Annotated in this window: 14 protein-coding genes; 3 read left to right on the top strand and 11 right to left on the bottom strand. The window is 65.3% G+C overall.

Annotated elements, in window-relative coordinates; genetic code table 11:
- Positions 1-3 precede the first annotated feature (3 nt).
- Positions 4-699 (bottom strand): cell division ATP-binding protein FtsE, encoded by a 696-nt coding sequence (ftsE, locus tag VHK65_16850; GenBank protein HVS07817.1) that lies wholly within the window; start codon positions 697-699, stop codon positions 4-6.
- A gap of 243 nt (positions 700-942) precedes the next feature.
- Between ftsE and VHK65_16845 the strand changes: the two genes are divergently transcribed.
- Both VHK65_16845 and VHK65_16840 read left to right on the top strand, forming a co-directional pair.
- Positions 943-1947 (top strand): asparaginase, encoded by a 1005-nt coding sequence (locus tag VHK65_16845; GenBank protein HVS07816.1) that lies wholly within the window; start codon positions 943-945, stop codon positions 1945-1947.
- Between the two features lie 40 nt (positions 1948-1987).
- Entirely contained in the window at positions 1988-3271 is a 1284-nt protein-coding gene (locus VHK65_16840; protein ID HVS07815.1) for a glycosyltransferase family 87 protein, read from the top strand.
- 10 nt (positions 3272-3281) lie between these two features.
- On the opposite strand, the gene prfB is transcribed toward VHK65_16840, so the two are convergent.
- Positions 3282-4395 (bottom strand): peptide chain release factor 2 gene (gene prfB, locus VHK65_16835; GenBank protein ID HVS07814.1). Its coding sequence is split into 2 segments (ribosomal slippage): positions 3282-4328 and positions 4330-4395, totalling 1113 coding nucleotides; the frame shifts between segments, so codons are not numbered across the junction.
- A gap of 2 nt (positions 4396-4397) precedes the next feature.
- Positions 4398-4643, bottom strand: coding sequence for an SEC-C metal-binding domain-containing protein (locus VHK65_16830; GenBank protein ID HVS07813.1), 246 nt, complete (start codon positions 4641-4643; stop codon positions 4398-4400).
- 80 nt (positions 4644-4723) lie between these two features.
- Here VHK65_16830 and VHK65_16825 point away from each other — a divergent pair, with 80 nt between their 5' ends.
- Positions 4724-5074: a hypothetical protein gene (locus tag VHK65_16825; GenBank protein ID HVS07812.1), complete on the top strand. Its 351-nt coding sequence runs from the start codon at positions 4724-4726 to the stop codon at positions 5072-5074.
- A 21-nt stretch (positions 5075-5095) separates the two neighbouring features.
- On the opposite strand, the gene secA is transcribed toward VHK65_16825, so the two are convergent.
- The 8 genes from secA to VHK65_16785 form a co-directional block, all read right to left on the bottom strand.
- Positions 5096-7702 (bottom strand): preprotein translocase subunit SecA, encoded by a 2607-nt coding sequence (gene secA, locus VHK65_16820; GenBank protein ID HVS07811.1) that lies wholly within the window; start codon positions 7700-7702, stop codon positions 5096-5098.
- Between the two features lie 66 nt (positions 7703-7768).
- Positions 7769-8326 carry a ribosome-associated translation inhibitor RaiA gene (gene raiA / locus VHK65_16815; protein HVS07810.1) on the bottom strand — a complete coding sequence of 186 codons (558 nt, stop codon included), beginning with the start codon at positions 8324-8326 and terminating at the stop codon, positions 7769-7771.
- An 87-nt stretch (positions 8327-8413) separates the two neighbouring features.
- Positions 8414-9556: a CpaF family protein gene (locus VHK65_16810; GenBank protein ID HVS07809.1), complete on the bottom strand. Its 1143-nt coding sequence runs from the start codon at positions 9554-9556 to the stop codon at positions 8414-8416.
- Positions 9557-9610: 54 nt separating this feature from the next.
- Entirely contained in the window at positions 9611-10222 is a 612-nt protein-coding gene (locus VHK65_16805) for a ComF family protein (GenBank protein ID HVS07808.1), read from the bottom strand.
- A 19-nt stretch (positions 10223-10241) separates the two neighbouring features.
- Positions 10242-10583: a DUF192 domain-containing protein gene (locus tag VHK65_16800; protein ID HVS07807.1), complete on the bottom strand. Its 342-nt coding sequence runs from the start codon at positions 10581-10583 to the stop codon at positions 10242-10244.
- Positions 10584-10800: 217 nt separating this feature from the next.
- Positions 10801-11727 carry a type II secretion system F family protein gene (locus tag VHK65_16795; protein ID HVS07806.1) on the bottom strand — a complete coding sequence of 309 codons (927 nt, stop codon included), beginning with the start codon at positions 11725-11727 and terminating at the stop codon, positions 10801-10803.
- 3 nt (positions 11728-11730) lie between these two features.
- Positions 11731-12681: a type II secretion system F family protein gene (locus VHK65_16790; protein HVS07805.1), complete on the bottom strand. Its 951-nt coding sequence runs from the start codon at positions 12679-12681 to the stop codon at positions 11731-11733.
- On the bottom strand, positions 12682-14106 hold the full coding sequence (locus tag VHK65_16785; protein ID HVS07804.1) for a CpaF family protein: 1425 nt from the start codon (positions 14104-14106) through the stop codon (positions 12682-12684). It lies immediately after the preceding gene.
- Positions 14107-14155: the final 49 nt, after the last annotated feature.

Raw genomic sequence — 14155 nt, 5'->3', positions numbered from 1 at the left:
AAATCAATGCGATTCCAGAGCCGGTGCATGGTACCCTCCTGCGTCCTCGTCTCTGACAATCTGGCCGCCCTCGATCGCCACCACCCGGCGTCGCATGACATCGACGATCTCTCGGTTGTGGGTCGCCATCATGACCGTGGTGCCGCGGGCGTTGATCTGCAGCAGCAGCTGAATAATCTCCCACGAGGTGGCCGGGTCCAGGTTTCCAGTGGGCTCATCGGCGAGAAAGATCCGCGGGTCATGAACGAGGGCCCGGGCAATCGCGACCCGCTGTTGCTCGCCACCCGAAAGCTGGTCCGGGTACTTGTTCTCTTTCCCTTCCAGCCCCACGATGCTGAGGACTTCCTCGACCTTCGGCTTGAGATGACGCAAGGCGCCCTCCGTCACGCGCAACGCGAAGGCAACGTTCTGAAACACGGTCAGGTTGGGCAGCAGCTTGAAATCCTGGAAGACCATGCCGATCTTCCGCCGCAGGTACGGGAGATGGCGCCGCTTGAGGCGGCTTAGATCCTGGCCCTCGATCTGGATGGTGCCGGCGGTGGCCTTCTCCTCGCGAATCAAGAGGCGAACCAGCGTCGACTTGCCGGCGCCGCTGGGACCAACGAGAAAGACGAAGTCCTGCTTAGGAATTTCCAGCGTCACGTCGCGGAGGGCGACAGTGCCGTTGGGATAGGTTTTTTGCACGCCCTGCAGGCTGATCTGCGGGACAGCCGGGGCTACCGAGGCCACGCGTGCCTTCGCTGGCAGCAGCGTCGTCCGTGTCGGCTGGGTCGTGATTGTTGCTGGCACGTGAACAAATCCATTCCGAAAGCCGGGGCCACGGCAGACTGGGCCCTCGCGGGCCGTATGACTCGCGCAGTATAGGGCATCTCGTCGCGCATTGCTGCGTCCCTTCACCCTGCGTCCAAAGCGAATCGGGCTACCCTCTTTATACTCAGCCGAATGCCTAGCCCGGCCGCGCCACTGGTCCGCGTAGAGCGTGGCGGAGTCGAGGAAGGCATCCATCTCGGCCACGTGGCGGTCGTCGATGCCGACGGCCGGATCCATGCCAGCCTCGGCGACCCGCAGCACGTCACGTACTTTCGATCGTGCGCCAAGCCCTTCCAGGGCATCGGTAGCCTCGGGTCCGGGATCGCGGCGCGCTATGAGCTCGGCACCGAGCACGTCGCCATCATGGCCGCCTCGCACAATGGTGAGCCCCGTCATGTCGAGATCGTCCGCGACCTGCTGCGACGCGCGGGGATCGACGAATCGGCCCTGCAATGCGGCGCGCACTGGCCGTACTACGAACCGGCCGCGACCGCGGCGCGGCACGAGATGGACGAGCCGCTGGCGGTTTTCAACAACTGCTCCGGCAAGCACGCGGGGATGCTGGCGGCCGCGCGCGCGCTCGACGCGCCGCTGCAAACCTACCTCGACCCCGCGCATCCCGTCCAGCAGCGCATCCGCGAGGTGATCGAGGCGTTCACCAGATGCCCGGCGGCGAACATCCACTACGGCATCGACGGCTGCAGCGCACCCAACGCCGCCGTGCCGCTCGCCGCCATGGCGCGAAGCTTCGCCAACCTGGTTGCCTCCACCGATGAAATCCCGACGACGGTTGTCGCGGCGATGGTGCAACAACCGTTTCTCATCGGGGGCACCGACCGGTTCGACACCCGGCTGATGGAGGTCACCGGTGGGCGGCTGCTGGCCAAGGGCGGCGCCGCCGGCGCGCACTGCACCGCCGACCGGCGTTCGACGCGGGGCGTGGCGGTGAAGCTCGACAGCGGTGATGGCACCTGGACCGCGGTGGCGGTGGTGGCGGCGCTCGAGCGCCTGGGTTGGCTCGACGAGGGCGAACGCGAGGCGCTGCGCAACTTTGCCCGGCCGACGCTGCGCAACCACAAGCGGCTGGCGGTGGGAACCGTGCGCCCGGTTTTCCGGGAACTTGTGACGGCCGTGTAACGGCACGCGTGACCCGACCGTGTCGGCGTGTTATACGCGCGTGCGTCGATTGCTGGGCTGGCCTGATCCGCGCCAGGTTGCCCTCAGCGCCCTGATCGGGATCCTGCTGGCGTTCTACGCCTGGCGCTTCCTGCTGCCCGTGCTAGGCTCGCACGCGCCCCGCGCCGACGACTTCCAGGATTACCTGTTCGCGGCTCAGCAGATCACGAGCGGAGGTGACCCCTACGCCAATTTCGTCCGCAACCACGTTCCCTGGGATTGGTCGCTGAGCAGCGGCTACCTCTATCCACCGGCCTTCGCCGTGACCCTCATTCCCCTCACCTGGATCTCGAACGACCTCGCCGTCCGGATCTGGTTGTTCCTCATCCAGGCCGCGGTCCTGGCCAGCGTGCTGATCGTCTACCGAATGATCGGACGGCCCCGGCGAGCCGAGCTGTTTGTCATCGTGGCGGTGCTCACGACGTTCTTCCCGCTGGCGAACAGCGTTCTCGCCGGGACCATGAACTCGCTGCTGCTGCTGTTATTGACGGGCGCCTGGGCGTGCTGGCAGCGGCGGCGCGACGTCACCAGCGGCATGATGATCGGGGCCGCTGCGATCTTCAAGCTCTTCCCCGCCGCCCTCTTTCCCTACCTCATCTGGCGCCGGCACTGGAAGCTCCTGGCGGCCGCGGTCCTGACCGTCCTGGGCGGGCTCGCGCTCGGGCTGGCCGTCACCTCGTTGGATCACAACGTCTATTTCTTCCGCGACATGTTGCCGCACCTGGCGGCGGGCACCGGTTATCGAGAAAACCAGTCGCTGGCGGGCGTCGCCACCCGGCTGTGCGATCCCAACACGGCAAACGTCGGAGGCAGCGCCGGCTGGTGCGGCCGGCTGATCGACTGGCCGGCGATCCTTGTGGTGCTCGCCGTCGTGCTGCGCATCACCTCGCGCGCGTCGCGGTCCGGGCTCGAGTTCGCCCCCGCGATCACCGCCCTGCCGTTGATCAGCACCGTCACCTGGAGCTTTCCACTGGTGATCCTCATCCTGCCGATCGTCCTGCTAGTGCGGCAGGCCCTCTCCGGCCTGATGTCACGCGGGCAAATCCGCGCGTTGCTGGTCGCCTGGATCTGCTTCTCGGCGGCGCCCGCCATCCACTACCTGCTGATCGTCTACCCCCTCCCCCACTGGACCGGCCTGCTCGATCTGATCCCGCAGGGCATCACTCGCTTGTTCGGCGAGGCCTATTTCATCGGGACGCTGATCGTCTTCGCCAGCGTCTGCGTCGCCCTACGAAACGAGCATCGAGCCCAGGCAACCGTGCCCGCGCCCGCGATCGCCGCCTGACCCGGGGCTCTTAGGCGGCCTTGCCTTCGCGGCCGGCGTCGAAGCGCAGGAAGGTTTCCATGAAGTTGTCGAGGTCGCCGTCGAGCACCGCCTGGACGTTGCCGGTCTCAAAACCCGTCCGGTGGTCCTTCACCAGCGTGTAGGGGTGCAGGACATAGCTACGGATCTGGCTGCCCCATTCGTTGGACTGGTGCTCGCCCTTCAGCTCCTGGCGCTGCTCCGATCGCTGTTGCTCGCGCAACGCCACCAGCCGCGAGCGCAACACCTTGAGCGCCATGTCGCGGTTCTTCATCTGCGAGCGCTCGTTCTGGCAGGTGACGATGATGCCGGTCGGGAGGTGCGTCATGCGCACCGCCGACGACGTCTTGTTGACGTGCTGGCCGCCCGCGCCGCTCGACCGGTAGACGTCGACCTTCAGGTCCTCCGGACGGATCTCGATGTCGCCGTCATCCTCGATCTCGGGGATCACCTCGACGAGCGCGAAGGACGTATGCCGCCGGTGCGCCTGGTCGAACGGCGAAAGGCGGACCAGCCGGTGCACCCCACGCTCCGCGCGCAACCAGCCAAAGGCGCGTTTGCCGGTGATGCGGACCGTCACGCTCTTGTAGCCGGCCTCTTCACCGGGCGCCTCATCGAGGATCTCGGCGTGCATCTTCCGCCGTTCCGCCCAGCGCAGGTACATGCGCAGCAGCATGTCGGTCCAGTCCTGGGAGTCGGTCCCGCCGGCGCCGGCATGGATGCTGACCAGCGCCGGGTGCTCGGCGTAGGGGTTGGCGAAGAGCAGGTCGACCTCCTGCCGGCTGACGTCCTTGTCGAGGGTCTCCAGGTCCTGCCGCAGCGCGGCTTCGATATGCCCATCGCCCTCGGCGATCGCCATCTCGGCGAGGCCGATCACGTCCCGGGCGCGCACCTCGAGCTTGTGCCAGACGGAAACCTCGTCGCGAAGGCCCTTGGCATCCTGGGCCAGCCGCTGCGCGCGCGGCGGATCCTGCCAGAGGTCGGGGTCGTTTAGGTCTTTCTGAAGCGCCTCGAGACGAGCATCCTTCTCCGCAACGTCAAAGATGCTCCTGGAGCTGGAGAATCTTCTTCAGCAGCTCGTTGGCGTTCTCGAGGATCTCGTCCATGGTTAATGTCCGTGACAGTTCTTGAAGCGCTTGCCGCTGCCGCACGGGCAGATGTCATTCCGTCCCACCCCGGCGAAGTTGAGGCTTTGCGGCCTGCGGAAGGCTGCGCGGGTGGGCGCGGCTGAGCTCGCCGCGCCAGCCTTCGGCGGCTTCGGCGCCTGCGCCACGTCTTCCGATCGCACCGGGTTGGCGACGGTGGCGGCCTTCACGCGGGCGGTTTTGCCCGACGGGGCCTTCTTCTTGGTCATCGCCGGAAATCCTACCCGAATGCGGGAAATCCTGAACCTGACTCGACCGGGCGTATGATTCCACGCGAGAGAACGGGTCGATGATCGACAAATCAAAGCTGCCAGCCGGTCTCTGGGTCCGGACGGTCTGGGCTCCCGAACCGAGCACCGACCCCGATGACCGCCCGATCGCCCTCGTGACCGACCGCAGACGGTTCTGGATTTCCGCGATCCCCATGCTGCTGGCGTTCCTGGTCGGCACGGCCCTTGCTCTTTTCAACGCCCCGCGCCTGCTGCTGTTCCCGGCGCTGCTGGTCTTTGGCCTTTCCTACCAGTACGGGCTCCGGGGGAGGACCGGCTTCTACGAGGTCTCCGAGGACGGCAGCCTGGGTGACTTCCTGGGAAGGCGGGTTCCGCCGGGCCTCACTGCACTGCGCCGATCTAAGCCCTAGCGCTCGCTCGCGCCGGCCCGATCAGCGGCCGTGGCACTTCTTGAATTTCTTGCCGCTGCCACACCAGCAGGGGTCGTTTCGTCCCAGCTTGCCGGCCGGAACCGGGGCGGCGCTCCGGTCTCCACCGTTGGGACTGCCCGCGCTGGCGGTGGCGGTGGCGGTCCCCGCCTGCCGGCCGTGCGCGGTTGCCAACGCGGCGGGCGGCGTGGGCGTGGGCGGCTCTTTGACTAGCTGCACCCGAAACACGGTGGTGGCGATGTCGAACTGGATCCCGTTGAGGAGTTCCTGGAACGCCTGGAAGGCCTCGTTCTTGTACTCGACCAGCGGATCCTTCTGCCCGAAGGCGCGCAGCCCGATCCCTTCCTTGAAATGCTCCATCTCGGTCAGGTAGCTGATCCACTTCGAGTCGATGGTCTTGAGCACGACGAACTGCTCGATCTTCCGCATCATCGGCTCGGTCATCTCCGCTTCCTTCGCCTTGTAGGCGGCGTCGGCATACTCCATCAGGCGCTCGACGGCGGCTTCCTTGGTTTCGCCGAACTCATCGGCGGCCAGCTCGCTGAAGGGCGGTAAGGGAAAGACAGCGCCCAGCTGTGTGATCAATCCCTCGAGGTCCCAGTTGTCCGGGTGGCGTGATTCGCAGTGTTCGTTGACGGCCTCTTCGACCGCCTTGCGGATCCATCCCTGGACCTGCTCCCGGAGATCGGCACCCTCCAGGACTTTGCGGCGTTCGCCGTAGATGATCTCGCGCTGCTTGTTCATGACGTCGTCGTACTCGACCAGGTAACGCCGGGCGTCGAAGTTGTGGCCCTCCACCTTGGTCTGGGCCCCCTCGATCTGTCGCGAGACCAGCCGTGATTCGATCGGTTCGTCGTCCGCGACGCGAAGCATGTTCATCATGCCCTTGATGCGTTCGCCGCCAAAGATCCGCATCAGGTCGTCGTCCAGCGCCAGGAAGAACCGCGACGAACCGGGGTCACCCTGGCGGCCGGAGCGGCCGCGGAGCTGATTGTCGATGCGACGGCTCTCATGCCGCTCGGTGCCGACGATGTGGAGGCCACCACCGTCCGCCACGCCGGGCCCGAGCACGATGTCGGTGCCACGGCCGGCCATGTTGGTTGCAATCGTCACCGCGCCGGGCTGACCAGCGTTGGCGACGATCAGGGCCTCCCGCTCGTGCTGCTTGGCGTTGAGCACCTCGTGCGGCACCCCACGCTTTTCCAGCAGCCGGGCAAGGCGCTCGGACTTTTCGACCGAAACCGTACCCACTAGGACCGGGCGCCCCTTGCTGGCGACGTCCTGAATCTCGTTGGCCACGGCATTGAACTTCGCATCCTCAGTCTTGTAGATGAGGTCGGGATGATCCTCCCGGATCATGGGCTTGTGGGTGGGAATCACGACCACCTGCAACTTGTAGATCTTGTCGAACTCCTCCGCCTCGGTCACGGCGGTACCCGTCATCCCGGCCAGCTTCTTGTAGAGGCGGAAGTAGTTCTGGTAGGTGATGGTGGCCAGCGTCTGGGTCTCCTGCTGGACCTTGACGCCCTCTTTCGCCTCGATCGCCTGGTGCAGGCCGTCCGACCAGCGGCGACCCGGCTGCTGACGGCCGGTGAACTCGTCGACGATGATGACCTCGCCGTCCTTGACCAGGTAGTCGCGGTCGCGGTGGAAGAGCGTGGCGGCCTTGAGCGCCTGGTTGATCTGGTGGGCCTCGTCGACATGTTCGAGCTCGTAGACGTTCTTGATGCCGGTCCAGCGCTCGATCTTCGCGATCCCCTCCTCGGTCAGTGCCGCCGACTTCGTCTTCTCGTCGACCGTGTAGTCGTCCGCTGCGAGACGGGGGATCAGGCGGGCGTATTGGTAGTACTTCTCCGTCGACTCCTGGCCCTGCCCCGAGATGATCAGCGGGGTGCGTGCCTCGTCGATGAGAATGCTGTCGACCTCGTCAACGATGGCGAAGTTCAAGCCGCGCTGCACGCATTGGGTGAGGTCGACCGCCATGTTGTCGCGCAGGAAGTCAAAGCCAAATTCACTGTTGGTCCCGTAGGTGATGTCCGCCTGGTAGGCCTCGCCCCGGGTGATCGGGCGCAGATGCTGCAGCCGGGGGTCAGGGTGCGTTTCGTCGAGGAAGTCGGGATCGTAGAGCAACGACATCTCGTGGCCGATGACCGCCACGCTCATTCCCAGCGCGTGGTAGATGGGTGCATTCCATCCTGCGTCGCGCCGGGCCAGGTAGTCGTTGACGGTGATCAGGTGCGCGCCCTTGCCTTCGAGCGCATTCAGGTACAGCGGCAGCACCGCCACCAGGGTCTTGCCTTCGCCGGTCTTCATCTCGGCGATCTTCCCCTGGTGCAGCACGATGCCGCCGACATGCTGGACGTCGAACGGTCGTAGCCCGATGGTCCGGCGGGCTGCCTCGCGGGCGACGGCAAAGGCCTCGACGTGAACATCGTCGAGGGTTTCGCCTTTCGCCAGGCGCTCGCGGAACTCGGCCGTCTTGGCGTGCAGCTCCTCATCGCTGAGTTTCTGGAGCAGCGGCTCGAGCTCGCTGATGTCGGCAACCCGCTCGAGGTGCCGCTTGACCTCCCGCGCGTTGGGATCGCCTAAGACCTTGGTAAGAACGCTCATGGTGTCACGCTATTCCGCAACCAGTAAGCATACCCGCCCCTCGGAGGCCCAAACGGCGCCTCGAGGTTAGTCCAGATCGGCTTCCAGCAGACCGAGCGACCCATCGTGCCGCCGGTAAAGGAGGTTGAGCTCCTGGCTGTCCTCGTTGAGGAAGAGGAAGAAGGTGTGGCCCAACTCCTCCATTTGCTCGCGCGCCTGCTCCTCGGACATCGGTCGCATCTTGAAGCGCTTGATCTTCGCCACCCCGTTCGACCGCACCGCGCTGCTGGCAACCTCGGACGTCTGACCGGCGGCTGCGGCGGATTTGGACCGGCGATGGTCCTTGAGCTTCTCCTTGTGCTGACGAATCTGCCGGTCCATCTTGTCGACGACGAGATCGACGGCCTCGTTCATATGTTCGGCCGCCTGGACGGCCTTGAGGATGTTGCCCGTGCGACCGGTGACATGCACGGTGAGCTCGGCGACCTTCATGGTCTCGAGGCTCTTCTTCTTCTCGGTGCCCAGCTCCATGCGAGCTTCCAGGATGTGGTCGAAATGCCGCGTCAGTTTCTCGAGCTTGGCCTGTGCATAGGCCTTCATCTGGGGATCGGCCGCGGACTTCTTGGCCTGGATCAAGATCTCCATGGTGGCCTCCTGCGAGATCTCGAGATGCCTTGAGTATAGCGAGCCTGCAGGGCGAGCCGGGCTGCCGCGCGCACGTCCCGAGCGCTATTACTTGGTCGGCCGCTCGTTGGCTCGGCGATCGGGGAAGACCCGCGCCAGCTCCGCCGGAATCGGCACGCCGGCGGCAAACAGCTTATCCATGATGTGCGGACGAATCCCGGTTGGCCGGAAGACGCCGGTCATGACACCATTCTTGTCCGCGCCGTGCGACTCGTAGAGGAAGATCTCCTGCATCGTGATGGTGTCGCCTTCCATCCCGGTGATCTCCGTGATGCTGGTGACCTTGCGCTGACCGTCGCGCATGCGGGAGAGCTGCACGACCAGGTCGATGGCGGAGGCGGTCTGCTGGCGGATGGCTTTGGTCGGCAGGTCGATGCCCGCCATCAGCACCATCGTTTCCAGACGGGACAACGCGTCGCGGGTGGTGTTGGCGTGAAGAGTGGTCAGCGAGCCGTCGTGACCGGTGTTCATCGCCTGGAGCATGTCCAGCGCCTCGCCGGCACGGCACTCACCGACCACGATGCGGTCGGGGCGCATACGAAGGGCGTTGATGACGAGCTCACGGATGCCGACCTTGTTCTCACCGTTGAGGTCGGGTGGACGGGATTCCATGCGGCAGACGTGCTCCTGGTGAAGCTGCAACTCGGCGGCATCCTCGATGGTGACGATGCGCTCGTCGGGAGGGATGAACGAGGAGCAGACGTTGAGGAGCGTCGTCTTCCCGGTGCCGGTTCCACCCGAGATCAGGAGGTTCGCTCGCGCCATGACGCAGGCCTTGAGGAAGCCGACGGCCTCGTTGGTGATCGTGCCGAAGCCGACAAGGTCCTCGGCCTGGAAGGGATCGCGGGAGAACTTTCGGATGGTCAGCATCGGCCCGTCGAGCGCGATCGGCGAGATGACGGCGTTGACGCGCGAGCCGTCGAGCAGCCGGGCGTCGACCATCGGGGTGCGGAAGTCGATGCGGCGACCGACCGCGGAGACGATGAAGTCGATCACCCGCAGCAGGTGGTTCTCGTCGTCGAACTTGCGGTCGGTGAGGAGGATCTTCCCGTTGCGCTCGACGTAGACGTTTTCATGGCCGTTGACCATGACTTCGGTCAGGCTGTCGTCGAGCACCAGGTCCCGGATTGGTCCCAGCGCCTCGTAATAACGGGCGAGCTCGTCCTGCGAAACCTCGGACGCGTTGACCATCTGAGTCACAATCCCCCAAGAAAGAGAATCCGCAGACAGGCAGACTGTCCCGGGCTATGTAACGGCGACCGCCGGCAAAGTTTGCGCGACCGCCAGGACCAGGAAGGCTCCGATCGAGCCCCCCGCTTCCGCCACCGCCTCGGCCGCAGCCGTCAGGGTGGCGCCGGTAGTGCAGACGTCGTCCACCAGCCCCAGGCCGTGCGGGGGCGGCTGGGTGGCGGTCCACTGGAAGGCGCCCGCCAGGTTGGCCCGCCGCTCAGCCTGGCTCAGCCCTACCTGTGCCGGCGTGGCCCGGACGCGTGTCAGCCCGCTCAGCAGCGGGACGCCCAGCACGCGGGAGAGCTCGGCGGCCAGCCGCTCGGCCTGGTTGAAGCCGCGCTCGCGGCGGCGCCGGGGATGCAAGGGCACGAAGGTCACGGCCGGCAGCGACAAGTCGGCCGTGATGATGGCGCGGCGCAGGGGTTGCGCCAGGACGGACGCGAGCTGCGGTCGGGGCCGGTACTTGTAGGCGTGGATCGCGTGTTGCAGCGGACCCTCGAGCCGCCCGGCCGCCAGCAGGGGAATGCCGGCCAAGGTGCTGGCCGAAGCCGGCCGCAGGCCGTCCGCGCAGGCAGGGCACCAGGCCGCCCCATAACGTCCGCAGCCGCCGCAGCGCGGCGGAAACACGAGGTCGAGCAGGCTCACCTCAGGCGACCAGTAACTGGTCGCCGGGCTTGATGACGTGGCGCCGGATGGTGCCGACGGGCAGCTCGGCGACTTTGTCGGCGCGCCAGACGAAGGGCACCATGCCGATCCAGGGCAGCAGGCGCTCGTAGGTCTTGACCACGACGCCTTTCTTGTCGACGAAGACGGCGTCGATCGGGAACCGCATGAACATCATGTGGATCCCATTGCAGCCGTAAATCAGCAGCCCGCCCTTCTCCGGTAGCCTCGCCCGTCCCATTAATCCCAGCCCCGACGAGATGAAATTGCTGGCGATCTCGAGCGGCTCCGCGACGACCGTTCCGTCCTGTTTAGTTAACCGCAAAACTCTTTTCCCGTGTACATTGTACTGTCTTTAGCAGACTCGCGAGGCCGCAGGCCGAGCCGCGCTTAGCGGCCCTCGGGCCGCCGCGCTGAGCGCGCTTCTGCGCGCCTTTAGCGTCGGGCGAGCGGCGACCGCGCGGAAAAGTGCGCAGCGAGCCGTGCCCTCCTGTGGCCGGCGAGCTGCACGCTGAAGCGCACCGGGTCGACGCAATCGCCCGCTAATGATGTTGAAACGTATGGATAATGATGATTACCGCGGGGCCCATCAGGACAATGAACAGGGTCGGGAAGATGCAGCCGATCATCGGGAAGAGCATTTTCAGGGGCGCCTGCGCGGCCTGCTCCTCCGCCCGCTGACGGCGGCGGCGGCGCATCTCTTCCGACTGGATGCGGAGCACTTTCGCGATACCGACGCCGAGCTGTTCCGACTGGATCAGCGCCTGGATGAAGGTATGCAGCTCCTCGACGCCGGAGCGGCGGCCCATGTCGTCGAGCGCTTCCAACCGCGGCCGGCCGAGCCGGATCTCGTTGAGGACCTGCGCGAACTCGTCGGAGAGCGCGTTCTTGAACTTTTCCGTGAGCCGGCCGATGGCGGCGTCGAAACCGAGGCCCGCCTCCACCGAGATGGTCAGCAGGTCGAGCGCGTTGGGGAGCGCCAGGCGCAACTCTTTCTGCCGCCCCTTGATCTTGTTGTTGAGCCAAACGTCGGGCAGGAAGCGCCCAAGGATGAAGCCGATGCCGGCGACGCCGACAGTGAGGAGGAACGTGGTCGGAAACACGAGGCCGCCGATCCAGAAGGCGATCAGCGCCACGACGATGCCGACGATCACCTTGACGACCTCCAGGCCGTTGACGCTCAACCCATAGGGCCGGCCGGCGAGGTTGATCTTGTTCTGCACGACGACCTGGCGGTTCTTCGCCATGCGGGATGTGAGCAAGCTGCCGATCCGCTCCAGCACCGGCTTGATGAAGCGCTCGCTGAAGGGCAGCGAGAGCTCGATTTCGTCGAGGGTCAGGTTGTGGTCGCGGTACTGCGCCAGCCGTTCAGCGATCAGGTCCTGTCGGGGTTTGGCCGTGACGGCCTGCATCGCGATGATGATGCCGGCGAAGGCCAGGAAGGCGAAGACGATAGTGAAAATACTCATTCGCTACACCTGGATGTTCGTGATTTTCGAGATGATGCCGTAGCCGATCGCGATCGAGACCAGGCCCATCCCGATGAGGACATAGCCCAGCCATTCGTGGAAGAGTGGCGTGATATAGGTCGGCGAGATAAAGGTCAGGATCAGCGCCAGCGCGAAGGGCAGGCCGGTGATGATGTAGCCGGAGGCGCGGGCCTGCGCGGTCAGGGTACGGATCTCGCCCTGGATCCGGATACGTTCGCGGATCGTGAAGGCGATGGTGTCCAGAATCTCGGCCAGGTTGCCACCGACCACGCGGTGGATTTGCACGGCGGTGACCATCAGGTCAAAGTCTTCGGATTCGATGCGCTTGACCATGTGTTGCAAGGCGTCATCGACCGAGACACCGAGGTTCATTTCGCGGACTGCCCGACTGAACTCGTCCGCCATGGGCGGTGAGGAGCTCTTGGCGATCGTCGCCATGGCCTGGGCGAACGAGTAGCCGGCCTTGAGCGCGTTGGAGAGCAGGACGACCGTGTCGCCCAGCTGGTTATTGAAGGCCTTGAGCCGGCGGCGTTGCCGGAACTTGAGGAAGAATCCGGGCGCGAAGTACCCGACCGGGATCCCGATGAGCGCCAGGATCGGGCTGTGGAAGCGGAGGAACAGGACGGCGCAGAGGAGGACGATCAGGCCGATGATCACCATCACGTACTCCGAGACGCGGAGCTTGAGGTCAGCCTTGGCCAGCTCGTCGGTGAGGCGCGAGCTGCGCCCACCCTTGTTGCGGGTCAGGCTCTTGTTGAAACTCTCCATGAACCCATCGAAGACGCCACCTTTCTTGGCGCCGGCCTCGGGGTTGTAGCTGTCCATGTGCAGCTCGGACTCTGCGCCGGGCTGCCGGGTGTTGGACATAAGCGCCATGACCACGATCAGCGCCGCGATGGCTGCCATGGCCGCGAAGACCAGCTGGATTGACACTTAGTTGCCTCCTTGTCCGGCAGGATCCGGCGACGGCGTGAAGATGTCCTTCCCCACGCCCTCTCCTGACGACTGCAGGTGGTCGAAATATTTCGGAATGATGCCCGTGGCCGTGAAGTAGCCCTGCACTTTGCCGTCTTCGCTGACGCCTGTCTGCTTGAACACGAAAATGTCCTGCACCTTTACCTGGTCGCCGTGCAGTCCGAGCACCTCGCTGACGGCGATGATCTTCCGCGACCCGTCCCGCAAGCGGCTCTGCTGCACGATGACGTTTATGGCGGACGAGATCTGTTCCCGGATGGCCCGGGAGGGCAGTTCTGCACCCGCCATCAACACCAACGTTTCCAGACGGTTCAAACTGTCACGCGGCGAGTTCGCGTGGATAGTCGTCAACGATCCGTCATGGCCTGTATTCATTGCCTGGAGCATGTCCAAGGCCTCGCCACCGCGACACTCGCCGACCACGATCCGATCGGGGCGCATCCGGAGGGCGTTGACGACCAGGTCGCGAATGGCAATCCGGCCGCGGCCTTCCACGGTCGCCGGTCGTGACTCAAGTGTTACAACGTGCTCCTGGTTGAGCTGCAGCTCGGCGGCGTCCTCGACCGTCACCACCCGCTCCTCCTCCGGGATGAAGCTTGAGAGCACGTTGAGGGTTGTGGTCTTGCCCGAGCCGGTGCCGCCGGAGACCAGCATGTTCAGGCGCGAGCGGACACAGGCCCGCACGAACTGCGCCATCGGATCCGTGATGGTGCCGAACTTGATCAGATCGGTGATCTTGTAGGGGTCTTTGGAGAACTTTCGGATGGTCAGGATGGGCCCGTTCAGGGAGAGCGGCGGGATGATGACGTTGACACGGGACCCGTCCTTGAGGCGGGCATCCACCATCGGGGAGCCCTCGTCGATGCGCCGGCCGATGGTCGAGACGATACGGTCGATCACCCGCCGAAGCTGGTCCTCGCTCTCGAACTGAACGCTGGAGAGCGTCAGCTTGCCCTTATGCTCGACGAAAATCTGGTCAGGTCCGTTGACCATGATCTCGGTGATCGTCGGATCGCTGATCAGCGCCTCGATCGGGCCGAGCCCGAGGAAGTCGTTGAGGACCGAGTCGAGCAGCCGCTGCTTCTCCGGCTTGGTCAGGTTCACGCCCATTTCCGCGATCACCGCGTTCAGGGTCTCGGTGATGTGGGCGGCCCGCTGGTCGCGGTTCTCGTCCCCAGAGTCGTCAGCCGACTCCTCGATCAGCCGCGACTGGAGCCGGTTCTTGATCCGTTCGGCCATCAACTCGGACGGCGTCCGGGTGCGGGTCGCGGCGGCCAGGGTCTGGCGGCTGGGGGCCTGGCCCGCCTGCGGGACGTAGGCGCCGTCGGGGGGCGCGTTCGGATCAGGGGCCTGCTGCTTTTGGACGCGATCCAGGAGCGACATGGCTCAGGCCGTCCTGGCGACACATGGGCGCAACCCGGTCACGGACCGT

It is taken from the genome of Candidatus Dormiibacterota bacterium, assembly GCA_035544955.1.
In the GTDB taxonomy this organism is placed as follows: domain Bacteria; phylum Chloroflexota; class Dormibacteria; order CF-121; family CF-121; genus CF-13.
The sequence above is the reverse complement of the archived record's forward strand: the minus strand, read 5'-3'. Positions and strand labels throughout refer to the sequence as shown.